This is a genomic window from Zobellia roscoffensis, assembly GCF_015330165.1.
GTDB lineage: Bacteria > Bacteroidota > Bacteroidia > Flavobacteriales > Flavobacteriaceae > Zobellia > Zobellia roscoffensis.
In genome coordinates this window covers 3,700,716-3,723,491 of sequence record NZ_JADDXT010000002.1, presented here as the reverse complement: position 1 = coordinate 3,723,491, position 22,776 = coordinate 3,700,716, and the positions used below count along the sequence as shown (strand labels likewise).

Genomic DNA, 22,776 nt, shown 5'->3' with positions numbered 1-22,776 from the left:
GGTTTGAACTGCACGAATGGCTTAAAATGGTCAATTAAATTCTAATAGTTGAAGAGTAAAAATTGATGTTTAAATCACAACAAAAATCCGAATCATGAGCAATTCGGATTTTTGTTGTAATACCTCTTTTATTTGATTTTAATTTCTACTTTTTTATTGAATTCCAGTTTAAAATTTCGTGCTGAATTTCTTGTGGAGTACGTTGATTTTTATCTGCCAAGCGGTCGATCAGAGAACTAAAACTTCCATCTTCATAATTGGTGTTGACATTTTCCAAACCTGGATAATGAGAAAGATACTCATCGCGCACAGCGTGCCACTCTTTTTCTAGGTGAGGTTCTAATTCAATAGATTGCACTCCTCCGTTGTCAATTGGTTTGCCTAAATTATTTGGTTCTTCTTCTGAGTTGTTATCAGAGTAAACAGAATCCATTCCTCGGTTTTGCTGTACATCGTTTTGCAATCCTCCGTGATCTCTTTTATTGTCCCTGTGCTTGTTTTCCGTTATCATATGTCATTCTTTTTATCTTACACTTATAGTTGAGTAAAGATAAAAGCATTACAAGGGTTGGTTTAACTCAATAGAGATTTTAAATACCCCAAAGAAGCTCACTAAGCGAGACACTCAGAAGAAATAGGCAATACTCTATTTATTGAGTTAAACTGTTTTAATGCTACAATGAGAGATTGGCTGAACTATATTTTAGACTGGAATCCTAGCTTTTTTGGATTAGAGTCTTCTTTGGATTTCCGCTCCATTTTATAATAATATATCCAATAATTCCAGAAACTACTGACCCTACTAATATTCCCACTTTAGAGGAATCTACGAAGACAGAATTATCTGTAAATGCTAAATTGGCCACAAAAATAGACATTGTAAACCCTACACCCGCCAAGATAGCAACTCCAACAATTTGTATAAAATTAATACCTTCAGGTAGTACGGCTATCTTCAATTTTACACTGAGAAATGACATCATAGTAATACCTATTCCTTTACCAATAAATAAGGCTACAGCAATATTTATAACCAAAGGCATGTCTAACGCCATATCTGCGCTAAAAATAACTCCAGCATTTGATAGGGCAAAAATGGGCATGATAAAATAAGCCACCCAACCATGTAATCCGTGTTCAAGACGCTGCAATGGTGAATTAAATTTTTCAGTCAAACCTTCCAATTCATCCATATGTTCATACTGTTCTTTAGATAAAATAGGCAAACCGTCTCGTTTTGTTTGTGTAAACCGATAGGCTATATTTTGTAAATTTTCCGTAAAACTTTCCATATCTATCTTTTGTCTTATGGGTATGGTAAAGGCCATAAGTACTCCTGCAATGGTTGGGTGAATTCCTGAACCAAGAAATAGAAACCACACTACAATCCCAATAAAAAACGAAAGATACTTGTGGTAAATACCTCTATATGACAAGTAAAACAAAAGCGCCAAGGGAAGCATTGCATATAGAATTAACCACCAATCAATCCCTGTACTATAAAAGATTGCTATTATGAGTACCGCACCTAAATCATCTACGATGGCAAATGCTGTTAAAAATATTTTCAGCGAAAGCGGCACCCTGTTTCCTAGAATTTTTAAAATTGCCAAGGTAAAAGCTATATCCGTCGCCATAGGAATTCCCCATCCACTGATTGTTTCAGGAGAATTGTTCAATAATAAGAATAGACACAAAGGAAATACCATTCCGCCAATTGCTGCAAACAAAGGCAACGTTGCCTTTCGTAACGAATTCAATTCGCCAATTAATAGTTCCCTTTTAATTTCTAAACCAATTAAAAAGAAAAAAACAGCCATCAATCCATCATTAATCCAAAGGATAAGTGGTTTTGTGAACTCAAAAGTTTCAGTACTTATACCAATGTTGAATTGCCATAAAGCTTGGTACGATTCACTAAATGGGGAGTTTGCCCAAATCATAGCAATCACTGTTGCCCCAAACAAGAGGATACCACTAAAACTTTCAATTTTTACAAATTTCTGGAAGGGGGTAAGAATGATTTTTTCAATCATAAGCTACTGATATATATTTAGTTTGAAATTAAGAAAAAAGATTTCCTAATAAATGTAAGACACATTTATTGATTATGTCATAATCTAAAAATTCTGGATGGACTCTTGCTAAACTTTTTATACCTAGCAACCTTTTTAGATAGCTGATTTTATAATTTGAATTAAAGGGTAATAATATAAATTTTAGGGATATTAGAGAAGGGAATTAATGAAAATATTTTGAGAATAAAGACAGTTTCATTAGTTCGTAACCATAATATGATTTAAACAAAATTAAGCTCTAAACTTTACCAAAAGGTTTGTATATTTTTTTTGCTATCGCTTTATTTAAAAGCATCGTAACATACTCTAAAAGATTAGGTTTTCATCATGCAAAATTTAAAGACCCTCTACCACCCAGACGTAAAAACTTTAGACAATAAATCTATTTTTACACGGTTGGCTACACGGAGTATTGCTATTAAAGATAATACCATTCTCCTTCTTTATACAGAGAGATATGAAGATTACAGCCTACCGGGAGGAGGTTTAGATTCCGGTGAAGATAAAATTAAGCGAATGATGCGTAAGCTTACTGAAGAAACCTGCGCGCAAAATATTAAAAACATTAAGCCCTTTGGTATTTATGAAGAATACCGGCCATGGTACAAACCAGGTTTTGACATTCAACATATGATTTCTTATTGTTACACCTGTGAAATAAACAAAGAATTAGACATTACAAAAATGGTACATTATGAAACAAAAAACGAAATGAAAGCCAAGTGGATTAATATTCATGAAGCTATAGCCCATAATAAGAAAACAATGGCTAATAGCAACAAAAAAGGAATGTTTATTGAAAGAGAGACTTTTTTGTTAGAGCTGTTGGCGGAAGACTTAGATTAAGAAGTATTTAAATCGAAAAAACACTAAATCAATTAAAATTTATGGTGAAAGTAGTACCCACACCAACTGTACTAGATGCAGAAATAACACCTCCCATGGCTTCAATTTGGGATTTAGTCAAAAATAAGCCCACACCCTTTGCATCTGGGTGCCTATGAAAAACTTTATTCAACCCAAAAAGCTTATGGCCATGTTTTTTTAAATCTATGCCTAGACCATTATCTTTAAACTCAAGTATTTTCTTTTTATTTATAATCTTAGAAGTGATTTGTATTTCAGGTACCCGTTCTTCCGATTTATATTTGATTGAATTTCCTATCAAATTGAGAAAAATACTTTCTAAATAGACTCTATTGTAATATATATCAGAAACTTGTGAAAAATCACTCTTAATAATAGCACCAGACTGCAATATGGCGCCACTTAAAATTTCTGTTGTATTCTCTAAAACATCCTTTAACTCTATCTCCTCAAGATCTTCATTAGAATCACCTATCTTAGTTTTTAGAGAATCAACCAATGTATTCAATGTTAAAGTTAAATGTTGAATAACGGTTCTAAACTTGTTGAATATTTCACTGCGCAGAGCTTCACTTTCTGAACAATCATATATTTCTAACAAAGAATTGAGATTTGCTACTGGTGCCCTAAGATTATGAGAAGTAATATGGGTGAAGTCTGCCAATTGCTTATTCTGCTTTGACAATTTTTGCGCTATAACTTCCAAACTCTCTTTTGCTTCAATAATTCTTTGTTCCGCCAATTTTTGCTTTGTAATATCTCGTATGGCGGCAGAAACTAACAATCCTTCCTCTGTATATAAAGGGCTTAAACTTATTTGAATAGGTATTTCATTTCCACATTTATTTACACCGTATAATTCTTTGCCTTCACCCATTTCCCTGGTTTTAGGGTTGTTAAAGAATCCTTTGCTATGCATAGAATGTTCAGAAATAAATCGTGTGGGAATCAGTACTTCTACAGATTTATTGAATAACTCTTCTAAGGTGTAACCAAACAATCTTTCCGATTGTTTGTTGATCAGCTGTATTGCTCCTGCTTCGTTTACAATAACCATGGCATCCGGAGCGGACTCTAGAAGCCCCCTAAACTTTTTTTCGGCCATTTTAATTTCGGTTACATCTTGGCAAGTACCGATCATTTCTACAATCTCATCCTTTTCATTCGTAAAAACTTCTCCTAAAATTAGAATTGTTTTTAACTTACCTGAAGTGGTAATAATACGATGTGTTAAACTTTCCCATTTTTTATCCTTTTCTACTTTCTCAAAATGTCGATTAACTATTTCTATATCTTCTGGATGAACAAACCTAAAATACGAATTAAAATTAAGTTCAATTATGGCTTCGTCAAGCTCTAGAATTTTATAAAAATTTTGTGACCATTCTACTTTATCGAGAACCGTATTCCATTTCCAATTGGACATCATTGAAATCTGTTCGGCAAAATTTAAAAGCTGATTTTTTTTCAGTAATTCATTCTCAACGGCCTTTATTTCAGTAATATCCTTTGAAATTGAAACGAACCCTTCATTGTCATTCTCGCCATTTTTAATAGTAGTTATTGTTGAGAGTACATAAACCGGTGAGCCATCTTTCTTGTAATACGTCCATTCGCGGGTGTCGTTCAAATCTTGTTTGGAAAGGTCTAGATAATGATCATATGTATTGGGGTCTTCGTCATTGAGCGCTGCTATATCACTTCTAAATTTTTTAATTTCATCCTCATTGGCATATTTTCTTGGTTTTTCTATCCCAACCATTTCTGCTGCAGAATACCCCAATAACGACTCCGCACCCTGATTAAAACGATTAATGATACCATTCTTATCTGTTGATATAATTAAAATGGAATCTGAATTAAATATAGCCTGAAGTTCTGATAGCGCTTTTTGCAATTGATGTTCCGCCATTTTACTTTCGGTCACATCTTGGCAAGTACCGATCATTTCTACAATTTCATCTTCTTCATTGGTCAAAACTTCACCTATGAGTTGAATCGTTTTTAATTTTCCCGAAGTAGTAATAATACGATGAGTAAAGTTATTGAGTTTTTTGTCTTTTGCTATTTTATTAAAGTATTGAGTAACAACTTCTTTATCTTCTGGATGAACGAAACTAAAATAGGTGTCAAATTTGAGGTCTATGTTTGTTTCGTCAAGTTCAAAAACTTTATACAGGTTTTTAGACCATTTTACTTTATCTGCAACGGTGTTCCACTGCCAATTACCCATGGATGTAATTTCTTCGGCATAATTTAATAGCTGGTTTTTTTTAAGTAATTCATTCTCAACTTTTTTTATTTCTGATATATCTTGTGAAGTCACTACAAAACCTTCATTCTTATTCATGCTATTTTTAATAGCAGATACAGTGCAGAGAACGGAGATTTTAGAACCATCTTTTCTGCGATAAATCCATTCTCTAGTATCGTTTAAATCTTGTTCAGGCAGATCTACATAATGATTAAAGGTGACAGAGTCTTTATCATATATCTTGGCCATATCACTTTTGAATTTCACCATTTCCTCTTCTACAAGAAATATTCCAGGTTGTTTCAGTCCAACTATTTCATCTGCTGAATAGCCTAATAGAACTTCCGCGCCATGATTAAAACGGTTTATAATTCCGTTCTTATCTGTAGTGTAAACAACTAAGCATTCTGAGTTGAATATAGCTTCTAATTCAGAATGGGCCTTGCTTAATTGCTGTTCTGCAAGTTTTGTTTTAGTTATATCCTGTATAATACCAAAAAGCCTTGTTTGTTTTCCTTCCAAATACTCCGCTCTACCCACAATTCTGGTCCAACATACATTGCCTTTCGCCGTTATTATTTCAACTTCCAAATTATAATGAGTACCGTCTGCCTTTGCATTTTCAATTGCATCGCGTAGCTTTTTTCTACTTTCACCTTCTTTGACAAAAGAAATACCGCTGTTAAAATCCGGCACAAAGTCTTCCGGAACCTCGTGTATCTCACAAGCAATTTTGCTCCAATACGCTTCTTTTGTTAGGAGATTCAATTCCCAAGTTCCTATACGAGCAATTTCATTTGTTTTTTCTAGTATCTCATCAATTCTCGCTTTTTTCAGCTCTTTCTCCTTACGACGAGTAACGTCTCCTGTGTGCATTAAAATACCGCCTATTTTGTCCCCCGAAACGAACCAAGGTCGGACATCCCAATAAATCCACTGTATAGAACCATCTTTACGCTCAAAAGAAGTTTCTTCACAAATGTCAGTTGCCCCATTGAGACATCTTTGATGCATAGCTTTCCAATCATCACCTATTTCAGGAAAGATTTCATAATGAGATCGTCCTATTATATCTATTCCTTCCAGACCATAATCCTTAATCCAAGATGAAGATGCGGCAATGTAGCACATGTTATTATCAACCATGGCCATTGCAGTAGAGGCCTGCTCAACAAAAATTTTCTGATGTTCTTCTTGTGAATTAGAATTGTTCATGACGAAATCTAATTAATATAAGTTCACAAATATTTGTTTAAGATACTACTAATCTGATTAAACAAAGAATAAAATTTGTTGGTTTGAATGAAAAATACTACAATATCACAACAAAATCCTACTACTCCAAACTTAAAGCTATAATCTTTTAGATTGCAACTATTTATCCACCTATAGGAATCATACTCCGATGATTATGAGAATTAGGACCCTTAAACTTTCTATAGCATCCATTCCGCAACGCACTTTTCTCTTAGCGCCAACTGCTTTTCTATGACCGTGGTTATTGATTTTCCTTCGCGGAGAGGTGTAACAAATCAGACTCCGGGGTAGAAAACAAGCAATTTTTAAGTTACCCATTTGCAGTTAAACGTATTCTATTACAACTATCACAAAAAGCGTTGGTTACGGAGCTTATGACTGCAAAAGTTCCCTTATAGCCTTTAATTTAATAATTCTTGGCCGTGTCATTAGGTACAACAATACACATTACAACGCTCTGTAAGCTAGAAGAGCAAATACGCATGTTCCCTACCAAAATTATCGGTAAGTATGGTTTTAGACGAGGTCTCTACCATAGGGCTAACTATTTACCTTCCATTGTGTTGATTGATCTTCAAAAATTTCCTTTCCAAAAACAGGAACGTCTGCTTTAATGGCTTCCACCACATATTCCAATGCTTTAAATACTTCTTTCCTCCTAGGTGATGACACGAAAACAAAAAGACATATTTCACCTGATTTTACCTCTCCCAAACTATGGTAGATATGCATACAGGTAAGATTAAATTTATCAAAAGTAGCCTCCCTAATATCATGGAATTTTTTATTTGCCATATCTTCATATGCGGTGTATTCAATGGCAGCCACTTTTTTATCCTCTATAACATCTGCCCGCACTTGACCTAAGAAAATATTATGAGCGCCAATTGTAGTTTTAGATTGGTGTTTGGCAATAGACTCTCCTATAAATTCGGAAGAAATTGCTCCTTGTTTAAATACATTTTTATAAGTAGTGCTCATTTTCTAATGCTGTTTTTTACTCTAGTTTATTATCTTATTTCGTTTCTTAAATTCCGTTTAGGGTTTCAAATTCTTGATCTAAAAATTCCCAACACTTTTTATTGATTCGTTCAAAGGCTTCTATTAAACCCTTCCCATAGGGAGTAATAACCGTTCCACCTCCTTTTTGCCCACCAACAGATGTAGTTACTACTGCTTCTTTTGCAGATTTGTTTACGGCATCTACCAGTGTCCAGGCTTTCTTATAGGACATTCCTATATTCTTGGCAGCCTTGGACAAGGAACCCTGGGCTTCAATTTCTTTTAATAGCCGTACTCTTCCTTCTCCCACTAAAACGTTATTCCCTACTTCTATCCAAATCCTACTTTTAATTTTATAATCGCTCATAGAAGACTTCTTATTTAAAGGGCAATAGTATGGCTTCTACCATTTGTCCTTTTTTTATTTCAGCGGAATTTTGCGGTAAATATACTAATGCATTGGCATCTCCAAAAGCTTTTACCATAGCTGAGCTTTGTCCGCCTAAAATAGTAACACCAGCGCCTTGTATCCTTGCCTTTAAAAATTGTGCCCGTGTGCCTTTTACCGTATAATCCGCTAACAAGGGTAAAGAGATACGAGGAAGACTCACCTGCTCCGCTCCTTCCCATTTTTTCAAAAGAGGATATACATATACATAAAAACAACTAAGTGCCGCAGCTGGGTTTCCCGGTAACCCGAATATTGACGTATCACCTTTTTTTCCATAATACAAGGGTTTTCCCGGCTTTTGCTTCACCTTATAAAAAATCTCTTTTACACCAATTTCAGCAAATGCTTTTCCAACAAAATCATAATCACCAACAGATATGCCTCCGGTTACGAGAACTATATCATGACTTGCTAAACTAGATTTCAATACCGTTTTAGTATGCTGAAAATTATCTTTAATAGTAACTACCGATGTATTTGCATACCCCAATTCCTTCAGTACAGCCGTTAACATGTAGCCATTGGATTGGTATATTTGGCCGTAAGCCAACTTTTCACCGGAATCCACCAGTTCATTACCCGTAACCACAATGGATATGGATGGTTTTGTACAGACCGAAACCTTGGTAACCCCAAGACTTGCCAAAAACCCAATATGGGTTCCCTTTAGTGTAGTTCCTTTTGTTATGGCTATGGCTCCTGCTCTAATTTGCTCCCCTTGAGGCCGGATATTAGCTCCTTGGTCTACAGGTTCTTTTAATATAATTTCTTCACCATTAACTCGTACCTTCTCCTGCATTACCACTGCATTGGCCGTATTAGGAACAGGGGCTCCAGTAAAAATACGTGCAGCCTGGCCTTTCTGCAATGTTGGGTTTGTATCATCGCCGGCCTTTATCTCTTCCACTAAAGAATAGGTAACACCATCATTTAAATGCAATGCATAACCGTCCATAGCAGATTGTCTAAAAGGAGGCATATCTATTTCAGAAGTTACATCTTTGGCCAAAACATAGTCCAGCGCATTTTCAAGTTCCATTTCCTGTTCTATTGTACTGGTAGAACCATGTATCGTAACTAGTTCCAAAGCCGTAGCGGTATCTATCATTAGCCCTGAATTCTTTTTATCTGTTCTTGTCCTTGAAATTTCACTTTTCCAATAAGCGATGAATATACAAAATCGTTATTTCCGTTCAAACACAACGGTTGATTTTTTATATTTCTATAATTTGATTGTCTATTGCGGCAGACACTACTTTAAAAATATGTGCCCATAGTGTCACAAGAACTTTTAATGCCGTAAAAATCCATAGATTAGTATTCGTAAAAGAGAAGTAAACGGACTTGGGTTCGTTTTTAAAATTATTGTGAGCAATACCAAAAAATATTAACTAAATGCCAAAGATTTATCACTATACTAAATTGACTACTGCAATAGAGTTTATACTTCCTTCAATGACTTTAAGGACTAATTTTTTAAATAAAATGAACGGACCAAAAGAAAACCAAGAATGGGCTTTTGGTGGTGTTAATATAGACTATAAAGGAATGTACCCTGATACATATTCAAGTGAAACTCATATAAATAATCAGAAAAAATTAGGAGAGGAAATTAAGTCTAAAATACAAGCATTATGTTTCGTCCATTCTGATCAATATAAAGGATTTGAAAATGAAATGATGTGGACGCAATATTCGAAAAATCATAAAGGTATTTGCTTGGAGATAGACACAGACTTATTCACTGTTGAAAATAAACATTTAAAGTTTTTTAAGTTTGAGAATATGATTTAAAAGAAAACGTTTCTCTTTATTGGGATAGAAACATCTCAAAAGAAAAAAACATAGAACAAATCATAGAACGTAATTTTAAACGTTTATTTATGTCTAAATCACATTATTGGGAAAAAGAATATGAAAAGAGGTTAATGATTTTAAAGGACGATTTATGTAAACTGAAAATAAGTGAATCATTAACCGGAATATATTACGGATTATCACACAACCATTGTTATGATGCTACAATAGAACAATTTATAGATAAAAAACAGACGAAAATATTTAAAGTGTTTTACGAAAGGAATCAATTGAAAAGAATGGAAAAAAGGGCTATCAAAAAATACTTCTAGCCACAACTAAAGCGTGTAAAAAATATAGAGTTTTTTTGCCTAACTGAGTGGCCTGTAAATATTTATTAAGTCACTAAATATCATAAATTTAACTTCATCCACAGACCGTAAAGAAAAAATGTACTGGCACTAACCTATTCTTCATCTCTTCTAGCCTGGGTAACCGCACTAAATGATGGGGGGGTTTCGGTAATACTACCCGCTCCCTTTTTATTCACTTTGAAAATGACATCCTTTTTAGTGGTAAATAATATAACAGAAAAGAAATGGGTCTTTAAATGAGATTTCAAAACTTTAAAAGCCTCTTCTAATGTAAGTTCATCTTCCTCGTCCTCGGTCTCCTTTGATCTATAGCGTAATTTTAGAAGGACTTTAAAGTCGTCTTCAGAATACACCGGTCTAACAAAGATATTTTTCAGATTAGGCTTCCCAATGGTCTTTGCCATGGTCAACTTAGCAAAGTTACCTTTTTCAACACTTTCTTCTACCTGATTCCAAAAAAGAACAAACACATCTTGATACGGCATAAATAAAATTTCAATTAGGCGGACTTATCACAGATCAAAACTAATACTAATAATTCAATTCCTTACCTCCGTATCAATTGCAAAGAATCTTTGGAAACTTGTTTTGTTATTCTAGAAAAGACGTATTTGGCATGGAACTGGAAGAATTCAAATAGAAAAATCAGTGCGATTGTAAATAATCAATTATAATTGGCCCAAATACCCTTACCATACGATTTTTCTTGATTACTTTGCAAAATGAATACTTTCCAAGATTTTAAAATCAAAAAGCAATTGCAAAATGCTATTGTTGATCTAGGGTTCGATAATCCTACTCCTATTCAAGAAGCATCTTACTCCACCATTATGGGCGGTTCTGATTTTGTTGGGATTGCACAGACGGGTACGGGAAAAACAATGGCATATCTCCTGCCTATTTTACAAGATTTAAAGTATTCTGACCAGATGCACCCTAGGGTATTGATTCTCGCGCCTACCAGGGAGCTTGTTATTCAAATAGTAGAACAGATTGAAAAACTAACTCCCTACCTTAGTGTGAGAGCACTGGGTGTTTACGGAGGTTCTAATAATATAAATCGTCAAAAGAGGGCGGTTGCAGAAGGCCAAGATATTATTGTAGGTACACCTAGAAGGACGTATGACCTTGTTTTGGCAAATGTCTTACGGTTAAAGGCCATTAAAAAGCTGGTGATCGATGAAGTAGATGTCATGCTAGATTTTGGATATAAAACGCAGCTAAGACATATCTTTGAATACTTGCCTACCAAACGCCAAAACATTCTATTTTCGGCAACTATGACGAGTTATGTTGACCAATTGATGGATGACTTTTTGGTTAACCCGGTCAAAAAAACAATTTCTATAAGTGGTACGCCTTTAGATACAATTCGTCAAGAATCCTATGCCGTCCCTAATTTTTATACTAAGGTCAACTTATTGAATCATCTTTTACAGGATAAAGAAGAGCTTAATAAAGTATTGATTTTTGTAGCCAGTAAATCTATTGCCGACAGATTATCCGAGACGCTGGATTTTGAAGATGAAATTTCCGTTATTCACTCCAGTAAAGAGCAAAACCACCGTACAAAATCTATTGATAAATTTGAAAGTGGTACAAGCCGGATTCTAATTGCAACCGATGTTATTGCACGTGGTATTGATATAGATAAAATTAGTACGGTTATTAGTTTTGAAACACCTTTCTACCCGGAAAACTATATCCACCGAATAGGAAGAACCGGTAGAGCCGGTGAAAAGGGAAGGTCTATTCTTTTTTATGGCGAAAAAGAAAACGATTTAAAAGCTGCAATTGAAAGCTTGATGAATTACCAGATACCACAAAATGAATTTCCTGAAACGGTAGAAATTAGTTCTGAGCTCATTCCTGAAGAACAAGACAAACCTATAAATCTAGAAGAAGAATCCGTCAATACAAAAACGGTTGAAAGAGGCCCTTCATTTCACGAAAAATCGGCAAAGAACAGTAAACAAAAAAATAAGGTAAAAAGCTACGAAAAGACCTTAAAACGGAAATACAAAAAACCGCAGAAACGGGGTGACAAAATTCAAAACAAAAAAAGTCGCAAGAAAAAATGGTGATGTAACACCTTACTGAGTCTGGATTTTGATTTTATTCCTATACTTCCTGTAGTCAAAAAAAATGACAGGGAAATTAGAAAACAGCCCTAGTTAAACGCAAAAAATATGTCCATTAGACTAGCAAAACCTGAAGATGCAAAACCCATAGCCGCACTTATGTTGTTGGCGACTAAAGATTTTGTATTTACGTTTATTGGTGAAAAGTCCATCTCTAAAGCGACTCAGTTCTTAGAAAGACTAATTAGCGAACCTGGAAATCAGTACTCTTATGAGAACTGCTGGATACTTGAAAATGAAGATGGAGTAATAGCCGTGGCCAATGTCTATGACGGAGCGGACTTACATAAGTTGAGAGCTCCTGTAACGGCACTCATAAAATCGTGGTTCAAAAGAGACTTTACTCCTGAAGATGAGACCAGCAGCGGAGAATATTATATTGATAGTTTAGCCGTACGTCCGGACCAACAGGGTAAAGGTGTGGGTTCTAAAATATTGCGCTTTTTAATTCATGAGTATGTTACCAAACAAAACGGCAATCTTGGTTTATTGGTAGAAAAAGACAACCCCTATGCCAAGAAATTATACTTAAAAACAGGTTTTGAAATTATTGGAAACAAGATACTAACAGGAAAAACACTAGAACATCTTCAAGTTAGAAATACGAATTATAGCATTCAAAATATAGGTTAGCCACTACATTTTTATCTAACCAACCGCCCTGTAATATTACCTCCCAATATATTAGTTACTTCTTTTACAGTTGCCAAATTCACATCGCCTTCATAGGTGTGTTTTAATGCGCAGGCGGCACTTGCAAATTCCATAGCTTTATAATCGTCGTATTTTTGTAAACCATAAATTAAGCCTGCCGCAAAAGCATCTCCGGTTCCTATTCTATCTACAACGTGGGTAATATCAAGATCTTCGGTTTCTCTAAAATCAGTGCCGTTCCACATTCTGGCCCTGATTTTATGCCACGAAGAGTTTAATGAAGTTCTTATTTTATCAAATACCTTTTCAATGGTTGGGAAGGCCAACATTAATTGCTTGCTGGCTTCAATAAAATCATCGTTTTCGTAACCAAAATCAGTGCCTAGCACTTCATTAATCTCATTTACACCGCCAATAAAAATAGTAGAGTAATTAAGAAGTTCCGATAATGCTTCTTTTGGGTCTTGTTCATATTTCCATAAACCACTGCGGTATGTTGGGTCAGCAGAAACCGCTAAGCCTTTTTGCCTAGCTAACTTAAGTCCTTCCCTTAGGGTCTCATAAGCTCCTTTTGATAAGGCAGGAGTTATTCCGGTCCAATGTACCCACTCCCCGTTCTGCAATGCATTTTCCCAATTCACTTTGGTAGGCTCTATTTCAGAAAAAGCGGAGTGCGATCTATTGTATGAAATCATACTTGGTCTTATAACAGCTCCAACCTCTAAGAAATAAACGCCTAAAGGGCGTTTTGATAGCGTAATTGAAGAAGTATCGACACCAAATTTACGAATGTATGCCATGGCCGTTTCTCCAATAAAATCATCAGATACAGCACTTATATGTTTTACATTTCCGCCAAAATTGGAAATTGAAATACCCACATTCAGCTCTGTTCCTCCAAAATAAAACTCAACAATGTTAGATTGAATGAATTTCTTATTTCCTCTTGGCGAAATACGCAGTAAAACTTCTCCAAATGTTATAATCTGACCCATACCTTAATTTTAAATCTAAAAATACCAATGTAAAAGGAATTTTAGATGCTTATTAGAAAAGAATTTAAATAAACTACTTTTACAGCTAGCGTATAATAAATATCTCTCCCCATGATGTATACGCTGCAAGCCCGTTGATTTTATAGAAAATAATACCAGACTAAGGTGCGAAATACCTCCTCCAAAAAGTATTAAGTAATGATTTTAAAGGTCGTTAAGAAGCTATACAAGATATGTACCTATTGAAACGTTATTCATTTTAGACATGACAGATATTTAACCCAATAGCGATTAGTTTGACCGAACAAAGAAAAATGCTGTTTCTTTAATTTAATAAAGTGTACTTAGCATGGCGAAACAAGGTATCCATAAGATTATACCAAACAGTACTAATGGGCTGAATAACAAATATCAGGTTATCAATAGTATGATTCTACTTTTATAAAACATTCTTAGTACAATGAAGAAAATTATTGGAAAAGCTAAAATTTACTGCATAGGGCTTCTCTCTAGAAGTCGTTGCGATTCTTTGCCTTTTCATAACATGCAACACACCATGGACGTTTATGAGAATGTCTTAAAAATTGGAATGTACGAGAATAGAGACTTGGAAGAATTACAGTCCGTTTTATTAGCGGCCCTTTTTCACGATACTGGTATGGCAACGGTTTTTGCCGACCATGAAAGTTACAGTATAATAGAGGCTAGTAATTTTTTGCTGGCTCAAAACTGTTCCAAAGAAATAATAGGACAAGTGACCGGTTGTATACAGGCCACACGAATGCCACAAAATCCACATGGTATTTATGAAGAGATAATGTGCGATGCCGATCTGTTTTACTTAGGTACGGACCAATATCAATCAAAAACCAACCTTTTAAGAAATGAATTGGTCAAATTTTCACATACCGAATTCTCGGATGTTGATTGGCGCTCCATGAATATTGAATTTGTCGAAAACCACCAATTTTTCACCAAATATGGGCAAGAAGTATTGGAACCGTTAAAACAAAAAAACTTAGCGCAATTAAAGAAAAATCGTAAACAACTATAAAGAACTTTGTTTATTAATGACGGTGCCAAATCAGTTACCACAATTGCTTTGGCCTACTCGGTCTCTCCTCCTATTCCAATATTCTTAAAGGTCTGAATAATTAATTGCATTTCTTTCTCATGCAAATGGTTATCTGAAATAGCCATTTCTTCAAGAATCTGAGCCAAAACCTTCTTTTTAGAATACGTCATATTATGAAGTGACACCAGAGCCTCATCAACAGATGTTTGTTTTGCTTCAGCAATCAAATCGGGGCCCATGCCAATTCCTTCCTGTAGGTCTTTCATAGCCTCTACTTCACTAGGATGAATGGTGCCATCTGCCAATATGACCTCATGGGTCATTACAAAAATGGCCTTCTTTTCTATTTCTTCAAACTGTACTTTTCTCAATTTTTTGATTTTCATAGTCATACTTTGTCTGCTTTACTTGTTCATAGATTCAAAAATAAAGGTCATGAGACTCTTTTCGGTGGAATGTTTAAATCCATCGGAAATAGCAGTCATCTCTAAGATACCTTCTAAATTAGTTTTCTTTTTTGGGGACATTTGCTTCAAAATAAAAATAGCCTGCTCGCTCTCAATGTTTCTTGCCTGCATAATAAAATTACTATCAAAATCAATTTGTTTCATCAGTTGGGTTACTGCGTTGATTTCCCCATTATGAACCTGCCCGTCTGCTAATATTACTGAATTTACAACGTGCACCATAGCAAGTTTCTCGGCCAAAGTGAAAGCCACTGTTTCTTCCTGCATAAAATGTTAATGATTGTGTTAGTGATGGTAAGATAGTAAATTCTACAGAAGTGCATCTGCCACAACATTCATAAATTACTGGTAAATTTACCTTAAGACCTTACTGCCTTTACTAAAACGTATGATGCATTGAAGGGTTCATGCCCTTGAACCAACCGTCCTACACACCTTTTCAACTTCTCAAAAAATAAATCAAAAAAAAAACCCGTACCGATTAGACGATACGAGCTTTAACCAAACCAACTTAAACTTATTTTATTTTAACACTCTTACAAAAGGTCTTTTTGACACAAACTGACTGAACTTCATACGCGATTATTATAAATAGATTACATCCCAAATTTATAGCCAAATGAGACTAGTAAAGACGAATTTCTGAGGGTAGACAAATCGTTAGCATAGATGTTTACAAGGCCAAATTCAGTGACCAGTCCAATTTCAATTTGCTCGTTAAAAATAACACCTACTCCAAAGTTCAAACCCAAATCAAACGGCTTGAAGAAATCATTGACTGGGTCTGAACCTATGTTTACTTTAGTACCCCCTCTATTAGCTGCCAACATATAACCAACATTAAAACCGGATAGTGCGTAAAGATATCCCGAACCACCTAACTCAACTATATCATAGCGTGCACTTAAAGGTATTTCTAAATAAAAAGTATTAAATGTGTCTCCTACCGTAGAAGCCCCTTTCTTAGCAAACCCTAGACCAGACCCCACATATAGATCATCTGTTATATCAAATTCTATAGTACCTCCTATTTTCACTCCCAAGGCTCTTCCAAAAGTATTATTGTCAACCTCATCTGGTGAACTTATATTTGATAATCCAAGTCCTGCCTTTACACCAAAAATTTGTGCATTAGCTGAAAAACTTAGCGAACCAATTAATAAAATCATAAGTACTTTTACCGACTTTTTCATAATGTAAATTTTAAAGTTTATGGATGTTCGTGTTCTCGAAACCCTTATTATTTTATAGTGCTAAGGTATCTGAAGACCAAGGTTTTTGAAATACCACATTTTTTGTATTTTTTTCTACTGGATTACCAGTAGAACGCAAATAGGTTTTTAAATAAAAAGAGCCCTGTCTTAATTAAACAGGGCTCTCAACAATAAACGAAACTTAAAATCCAACTTAATTCCCACGATAATAAGAGGGACCAAAAACTCCGTTTTCTGCTACGACTAATGGTATTAAACCGGCACCAAATCTAAACAAGGAGTTGAGCCAAAGGGTCTCGCCGGTATTAGCATCAATAGTCAATAAACCCACATTATTATCTGTATCATCCGTACGGAACAAATCGTGACCATAAGTGAATAGAATTCCATTTGCGAAAACCGGACTATAATCTACACTTACATCTTCATTGTACCATAATCGCTCTCCGCTTTCTAAGTCTAAGGCAAAAGGTTTGGCATTAGTAGCACCCGGGAAACTAGAACCCTTATCATAGTTACTATACACTACGTTTTCTACAACTAAAGGATTCCACAGTGTATCAACTCCTGTATCTATCTGCCAAATAATATTAGTGGTATTTAAATCTAAACAATACAAAGCTGAGCGAATAGTTTGCCCTGGGGGCAAAGCATTTACGACTAACTTGTCCCCAGAAATAAAAGGGGTTCCAGCTCTACCAGCTTCTAGCGTCCAAATAGTAGTAATGGTCTCTAAGTCTATTGCATAAAGGTTTTCTGCTGGCAAATACATTATTCCATCTTCAAATACAGGAGTACCTGTCACTTCATGAGGTAGTTCCACCTTTTGTATGAGGTTGCCAGTTTCTTTATTCAGAATATGCATGTAGGAAGGTAAATCGCTGATAAAACCTTCATCTGAAAAAACATATACTTTATCTTCATAAATTGCTGGCGCACTATTGTCATTCAACACATTATCCAACTCCCCGTCAGTATCAGAAGAATAGTACCATTTTAGGTTTCCTGATATTTCATCTACAGCCACTACTACGCCACTACCGCCAGAAGCATAACACACCCCGTCTGTACATGTTGGCCGTGTTACACCATTACTACTGAACCTGTACTCAAGCATTGCCTGATCCCAAAGTAGACTCTTATTACCAATGCTAACAGCGTTTATAGAGTTATCATCTGCTGTAACATAAATAGTACCGTCTTTATAACCTGCTAATAATTCAAAATCTGTAAGATCAGGAAAAGTATAAATTGCCGTTTCTTCCCCTGTTTGAGCATCTACGGTATACATAGTTTCTTCTTTTGAAGCTATTATAAAACTATTTAAAGCTGGGTTTCCTGATACAATTTGATTGTCCTGTTCGGTAACAATAACCTCCCCGCTATCATCTGATTCTCCATCATCATCTATTTCTACACCATTATCTTTTGTGCAACTGGCCATAAAAATGGTCAATAGGGGTAGCAGAAGGTAATTAATTATGACTCGTTTTTTCATTTTGCCGTTTTTATTCTACCTTAAAATTGAAAATCTCTGATATTGACGTATTGCCTATTGCATCTTCTGTTTTCACTTGCCAATAATAAGTTTGGCCAGAAATTACATTCGCAGTTATTGCATTTTCAGTTGTACTCCCAATAGAAACTGTGGGATTAGCTTCTGTACCAAAAAACACTTCAAATTCTACAATATCGTTATCTACATCATCACCCTTCCATTCTAAGGCTACACTAGTATTTACAGAAATCGTCCCTCCCCTACTTGGGTACAAAGCTTCTGCTGGAAATGGCGCGTAATTCACCACGCCTTCGCCTGCGTTATAGAATTTCCAAGTAGCACTTTTTGGAGCCGTTTCGGAATCTTCGCTACTAGTTGTCACATACCACTCATATGGTGTATTACTATTGAGTGTTAGGGTAGCCTCGTTACTTAGGGATTCCGTTACTTGCGCATCTCCATTTTCAAGGTTCTTTACATTCACCTCATAACTATCTGCGTTTTCCGAAGTCTGCCATTGAAAAGTAATGGCACTTTGCTGGTCGTTGACCGTATCACCTTCGGTACATTCTGAGTTGTTCTCAGGAAAAACCAAACTTACACTACCAGGGTCTCCCATATCACCTTCTTCCGGACCATCATCTTTACTGCCCGGGCATGCGGTCATTACAACTAATAACAGTAGCCACATTGTTGGTTTTAGTATTCTCATTGTTTTATAATTTTAAATGTTCTTGAATCTCCGTTTATTTGAACCGACAATACATAAACTCCTGCCGTTAGTCTGTTTGCATCAATCTTTATAGTACTAGTATTGGGTTCTATTACTTCTTGTAATACCATTTTACCATCAAAAGTGTTTAATTGAATGGGTACAGGTTCTTCAGACGTTTTACCCAACGCAACGGAAATTTTTCCATCTTTCACAGGGTTAGGGTAGATAATTATTTGCTCTTCAAAATCTAGGATTTCCTCATGAACTCCTTGGCAATTCTTATCTGTGGCTACCGAAAGTTTTGCTTTTGCCGCATAGACTGGCAGCGTTATCTCAGACTCTGCAGTTATTATAGTTTCTTCATTAAGTGAAATCGTATATTCATCGGCACCGCCTAACTTTAGGGTCACCGATTTTGCACTTAAGTTCACTTTTGAAGTTACCGTAAGTGCTTCCGGTGCAGCTACCCTAACATCGTAGCAGTTCTTATAACCGGACTGCCCATTTAACGTTATGCAAACTGTATAGATGCCACTCTCCAAACCTGAAAAAGAAACAGAGCTTGTAAAATTGTTGTTTTTACTCACTCCGTTTCCGGTCAATGTTGCTATATAGTTATAGTCAGCGTTTGCATTAATTGTAATATTCCCATTATTACTTCCCAAGCAAGATTCTCCCTTAGAAGAAACCGTAAAATTATTGCTAGGCAATGAGAATATTTCACAACCTGTAACATCTACTATAGCACCAAATGGTGTATTAGGGCATAGATCATCTGCATTTACAACGCCATCGCCATCACTATCATTAGGATCAGTATGGGTACTATTGCCAAGACTTACCGTAAAATCTTTAGTAGACCCATCTTCCGCAGTCACCGTATAAATAACAGGATTAGTAAAATCATTTATAGTAACCCCGCTCTGTTGAGTGACTCCCGCAACGGAAACCGTTGCCCTACCGGAATGGGCAAATGTGGCCACTAAATTTTGAGGGTTGATGTTATCCGGTAGTTCTATGGTAATGTTATTTCCGTTGATAGCCCCAACTGCTGATGGCGCAGTTACATTAAATCTAAAATCCGTTATTTCCTTTTCATTACTTAGCGTGCTTCTAGACCCAACTGTATACCACACGCCCCATTTACCATTGGGAATCAATTCTACTACATTACCGGTAGGTGTTATTTTATCCGTTGCCATGTCAATGGACATGATATCTTCATCGCTTCCGTTATAGGTGTCAAATATGATTTTATCATCGTTTTTAGAATAATTGGGAAAGCCCAATTTGTTGTTTTCATATACGACTTCCGATGCACCTGTTTCAATATTTGCCGTGATTACCTTATACGTATTTTCAAGAGTATCGAAATAATCAAAAGCCAGAATGTTGCCAGAGGTTTTTGAGAAGGAAGGGTTACCGATATTTACACCTTCGGGTAAGTTGGAGAATATTTTTTGAATAGCTCCACTACCAAATGTTTTAGAGCTATTATCCCATACATGCAGCGCACCAACATCCCAATACTCAATATCTTCACCGTTCGCGTTATTTAATCGGTTTAAAGCGTCATATATCAAATACTCGCCTGAGTAATCCCACTCTAGGGCATCGGGATATAATACCTCTCCCGTGGTTATGCCATCTGCAGAAGTAGGGTTGTACAATTCAAACTCCTTGAATTCACCACTTATCAAATCCGATATGTAAATAACATTAGACTGGTCATTAAAGATCATAGCTAGTTTGGTACCATCTTTTGAGAGTGCCACCCCACCCCAAATCGATTCATCAGAAACCACTTCTTCTTGTGGAGCATTCAAATCCAAAGACAGCATATTGACTTTATTCTCGTCCGTAATATAGATGGCAAAACTACCATCGTCCGCAACATTAGGTTTTCTAAAAACTCCAGTGGTTGTTAATTGATAATACGTAGTAACCTCAGTATCGGAAGCGTACAAAGTATAAGGATCGGTATCTCTAATATCCAAACTTAAAATAAACTCATCACCATCAACCGTTGGTATGTCATTATCCGTTTCCGTAGCTTCACCCTCAGTAATACCTACCGTATCAAATGCCGTTTTTGCGGCTTCAACCTCTTGTGAATTCTCGCCATGCAGGTCAGTAGCGGATTGAATGATGGCAATTCTTAAATCTATAAATTGAGAGGATACTGTCAAATAGGTCTCTAATGCTCGGTAATAAATTTGTTCCGCTTTGTCCTTTCCTATATCAGTAGCGATTAAATAATAGGCTCTGTTTACGATGCCACTATTTCTGTGGACCCCTCCGTTATCTTCCGACCCGGAATAGAACTCTGTCATATCTTTTGGCTGCCAACCTATTTCTCCTTGATTGACCCCGTTATTAGGGTTTTGCATATCGCGCATAGCTCCAGAAACAAAATACTGGGTATTGACTACATCTTCGCCTATCAACCAATCCTCTCTGTCAATCATAGCGCCGAAAATATCTGCAAAAGATTCATTGATCGCGCCTGACTGATCCTTATACTCTAGGTTTGCGGTAGCCTCAATGACACCGTGAGACATTTCATGACCACCAACATCTAAGGCTCCTGCAAAAGGGCTAAACGCATTTTTACCATTGCCATAAAACATGGCTTTTCCGTTCCAAAAGGCATTGTCAAATCCTTCTTCATTTTCATCAGATACATTTATTACCGAAATTATCGTACCTCCTTGTCCATTAATAGAATTTCTGTTAAACGTATTTTTAAAAAAATTATAGGCCACCTCAGAATTATAATGCGCAGATACCGCTATAGGGTCATTCCAAGTGCTTCCTGTAGTTGTTACATGATAAAATTTTGCTCCTTCCTCTGGTGGTTTATTTTTCAAATCAAGTGTCACTATGGCCCCAACCGGATTATCTGGCAGTTTTGATTGACTAGCATTGAACATAGATTCAGAAGTGTTGATCATGTAGTTTACACCATCTTCACCATGTGTTTTCAACTGTCTGTTTACCCCGTTTAAATCAGTTCCTGAACCGGTTGTTGGTGGTCCTACCAATGCAGCATGGTTATGGTTTGTTTTTTCATCCTCGTACTTATGGTAAAAACTACAGGTATGGTAGCGCTTTTCTAGAATACGGCCGGATTGTGCATCAACAAAATACTCCCACCTATCTTTTATATTCGGGTGTACCGTTAAATGTCTAGTTAGAATATTCTCGCCTTCAAATGGAAAAATCAATAGTTCTTCTTCGTATTTTGAATCCAGTATAAATCCAAAACGTTTTACAGGTGCTTCAGAAAGTGATACGCCTAAATCTCTTTCTACAACCTTTAAAGCGTCTTGCACCGTTAGTTTTGGAGTGGTGTTTTCAATAACTGGCGTAGGTTTATTCCTTCCGTTTAAGGCACTTACTTTATTACTTTTATCAAAATGTAGAATTACCTCACTTCCATATACTTTAACCCCTTTAAAAACTTGTTGCATTTTAATATGCCTCTGCCCTAAAACATCAATTTTATTAGATATTTCAGCAAACTCAGTTTCAGGTTTTTTTATTTGAATAAATTCCTTAACATCAACCAAATAGTCTTTTGCTACATCTTCTGATGATTGTTTAGCTACCACAGAGGCTACTTCTTTATTTGCCTTGCTCTTAATGAATAGAGGCGTTCCGTCTTCAGATGTATTAGTAACCTTATGCTTGTATTTACCTTTGTTATAATCCGTATTAAAGACTGTGGGCATCTGATAATTAGTTCGCCCTGTTGCTGTAGACCTCTTTTTATCTTTCGCTATTTTTAATGCATTAAACTTCTTTACAGCATCTTTATTAATTGTTGTATTGTTTTCACGTTTTTTATCATCAAAAGTATCTTGTGCGGTAACTGTCACCGCCATAAAAAAGGTAAAAATAATGGTGGTTATATATAGTGTGCTTCTCATAGCTG

At 35.8% G+C, this 22,776-nt stretch carries 21 protein-coding genes; 6 read left to right on the top strand and 15 right to left on the bottom strand.

What is annotated here, in order from left to right; translation table 11 throughout:
• Positions 1-145: 145 nt before the first annotated feature.
• Together IWC72_RS14940 and nhaA are read right to left on the bottom strand one after the other, a co-directional pair.
• On the bottom strand, positions 146-511 hold the full coding sequence (locus tag IWC72_RS14940; protein WP_194530324.1) for a hypothetical protein: 366 nt from the start codon (positions 509-511) through the stop codon (positions 146-148).
• A gap of 205 nt (positions 512-716) precedes the next feature.
• On the bottom strand, positions 717-2,036 hold the full coding sequence (nhaA, locus tag IWC72_RS14935; protein ID WP_194526986.1) for a Na+/H+ antiporter NhaA: 1,320 nt from the start codon (positions 2,034-2,036) through the stop codon (positions 717-719).
• Positions 2,037-2,405: 369 nt separating this feature from the next.
• Between nhaA and IWC72_RS14930 the strand changes: the two genes are divergently transcribed.
• Positions 2,406-2,924 (top strand): NUDIX domain-containing protein, encoded by a 519-nt coding sequence (locus tag IWC72_RS14930; RefSeq protein WP_194530323.1) that lies wholly within the window; start codon positions 2,406-2,408, stop codon positions 2,922-2,924.
• Between the two features lie 28 nt (positions 2,925-2,952).
• Here IWC72_RS14930 and IWC72_RS14925 read toward each other — a convergent pair whose 3' ends face one another.
• The 5 genes from IWC72_RS14925 to IWC72_RS14905 all read right to left on the bottom strand — a co-directional run bounded on the left by IWC72_RS14925 (position 2,953) and on the right by IWC72_RS14905 (position 9,017).
• Positions 2,953-6,414 (bottom strand): PAS domain-containing sensor histidine kinase, encoded by a 3,462-nt coding sequence (locus IWC72_RS14925; protein ID WP_194530322.1) that lies wholly within the window; start codon positions 6,412-6,414, stop codon positions 2,953-2,955.
• Between the two features lie 352 nt (positions 6,415-6,766).
• A complete protein-coding gene (locus IWC72_RS20400) occupies positions 6,767-6,862 on the bottom strand; it encodes a hypothetical protein (RefSeq protein WP_394370106.1) in 96 nt (31 codons plus the stop codon).
• Positions 6,863-6,996: 134 nt separating this feature from the next.
• The gene (locus IWC72_RS14915; RefSeq protein WP_194526984.1) at positions 6,997-7,437 is read right to left on the bottom strand and encodes a molybdenum cofactor biosynthesis protein MoaE; all 441 of its coding nucleotides are present in this window, start codon (positions 7,435-7,437) and stop codon (positions 6,997-6,999) included.
• A 46-nt stretch (positions 7,438-7,483) separates the two neighbouring features.
• Positions 7,484-7,825: a winged helix-turn-helix domain-containing protein gene (locus IWC72_RS14910; protein WP_194526983.1), complete on the bottom strand. Its 342-nt coding sequence runs from the start codon at positions 7,823-7,825 to the stop codon at positions 7,484-7,486.
• A 10-nt stretch (positions 7,826-7,835) separates the two neighbouring features.
• Positions 7,836-9,017 (bottom strand): molybdopterin molybdotransferase MoeA, encoded by a 1,182-nt coding sequence (locus IWC72_RS14905; RefSeq protein ID WP_194530321.1) that lies wholly within the window; start codon positions 9,015-9,017, stop codon positions 7,836-7,838.
• A gap of 287 nt (positions 9,018-9,304) precedes the next feature.
• Between IWC72_RS14905 and IWC72_RS14900 the strand changes: the two genes are divergently transcribed.
• Together IWC72_RS14900 and IWC72_RS14895 are read left to right on the top strand one after the other, a co-directional pair.
• Positions 9,305-9,703 (top strand): DUF2971 domain-containing protein, encoded by a 399-nt coding sequence (locus tag IWC72_RS14900; RefSeq protein ID WP_194530320.1) that lies wholly within the window; start codon positions 9,305-9,307, stop codon positions 9,701-9,703.
• 89 nt (positions 9,704-9,792) lie between these two features.
• A complete protein-coding gene (locus tag IWC72_RS14895; protein ID WP_194530319.1) occupies positions 9,793-10,038 on the top strand; it encodes a hypothetical protein in 246 nt (81 codons plus the stop codon).
• 134 nt (positions 10,039-10,172) lie between these two features.
• On the opposite strand, the gene IWC72_RS14890 is transcribed toward IWC72_RS14895, so the two are convergent.
• Positions 10,173-10,565, bottom strand: a complete 393-nt coding sequence (locus IWC72_RS14890) for a hypothetical protein (RefSeq protein ID WP_194530318.1) — start codon at positions 10,563-10,565, stop codon at positions 10,173-10,175.
• Positions 10,566-10,802: 237 nt separating this feature from the next.
• On the opposite strand from IWC72_RS14890, the gene IWC72_RS14885 reads away from it, so the two are divergent.
• Together IWC72_RS14885 and IWC72_RS14880 are read left to right on the top strand one after the other, a co-directional pair.
• Positions 10,803-12,164 (top strand): DEAD/DEAH box helicase, encoded by a 1,362-nt coding sequence (locus tag IWC72_RS14885; protein WP_194530317.1) that lies wholly within the window; start codon positions 10,803-10,805, stop codon positions 12,162-12,164.
• Positions 12,165-12,269: 105 nt separating this feature from the next.
• Positions 12,270-12,854 (top strand): GNAT family N-acetyltransferase, encoded by a 585-nt coding sequence (locus IWC72_RS14880; RefSeq protein ID WP_194530316.1) that lies wholly within the window; start codon positions 12,270-12,272, stop codon positions 12,852-12,854.
• Between the two features lie 11 nt (positions 12,855-12,865).
• Here IWC72_RS14880 and IWC72_RS14875 read toward each other — a convergent pair whose 3' ends face one another.
• Positions 12,866-13,870, bottom strand: coding sequence for a sugar kinase (locus tag IWC72_RS14875; RefSeq protein ID WP_194530315.1), 1,005 nt, complete (start codon positions 13,868-13,870; stop codon positions 12,866-12,868).
• A gap of 460 nt (positions 13,871-14,330) precedes the next feature.
• Here IWC72_RS14875 and IWC72_RS14870 point away from each other — a divergent pair, with 460 nt between their 5' ends.
• The gene (locus IWC72_RS14870; protein WP_194530314.1) at positions 14,331-14,924 is read left to right on the top strand and encodes an HD domain-containing protein; all 594 of its coding nucleotides are present in this window, start codon (positions 14,331-14,333) and stop codon (positions 14,922-14,924) included.
• Between the two features lie 53 nt (positions 14,925-14,977).
• Here IWC72_RS14870 and IWC72_RS14865 read toward each other — a convergent pair whose 3' ends face one another.
• From IWC72_RS14865 to IWC72_RS14840, 6 genes are all read right to left on the bottom strand, one after another.
• Entirely contained in the window at positions 14,978-15,331 is a 354-nt protein-coding gene (locus tag IWC72_RS14865) for a TerB family tellurite resistance protein (RefSeq protein ID WP_194526968.1), read from the bottom strand.
• Positions 15,332-15,349: 18 nt separating this feature from the next.
• Positions 15,350-15,679: a TerB family tellurite resistance protein gene (locus IWC72_RS14860; protein ID WP_194530313.1), complete on the bottom strand. Its 330-nt coding sequence runs from the start codon at positions 15,677-15,679 to the stop codon at positions 15,350-15,352.
• 329 nt (positions 15,680-16,008) lie between these two features.
• On the bottom strand, positions 16,009-16,605 hold the full coding sequence (locus IWC72_RS14855; RefSeq protein ID WP_194526962.1) for a porin family protein: 597 nt from the start codon (positions 16,603-16,605) through the stop codon (positions 16,009-16,011).
• 214 nt (positions 16,606-16,819) lie between these two features.
• Positions 16,820-18,124: a PQQ-like beta-propeller repeat protein gene (locus IWC72_RS14850; protein ID WP_194530312.1), complete on the bottom strand. Its 1,305-nt coding sequence runs from the start codon at positions 18,122-18,124 to the stop codon at positions 16,820-16,822.
• Positions 18,125-18,134: 10 nt separating this feature from the next.
• Positions 18,135-18,836: a hypothetical protein gene (locus IWC72_RS14845; RefSeq protein ID WP_194530311.1), complete on the bottom strand. Its 702-nt coding sequence runs from the start codon at positions 18,834-18,836 to the stop codon at positions 18,135-18,137.
• Positions 18,833-22,771, bottom strand: coding sequence for a M4 family metallopeptidase (locus IWC72_RS14840; RefSeq protein ID WP_194530310.1), 3,939 nt, complete (start codon positions 22,769-22,771; stop codon positions 18,833-18,835). The genes IWC72_RS14845 and IWC72_RS14840 overlap by 4 nt, the downstream gene beginning before the upstream one ends.
• Between the last annotated feature and the right edge of the window lie 5 nt (positions 22,772-22,776).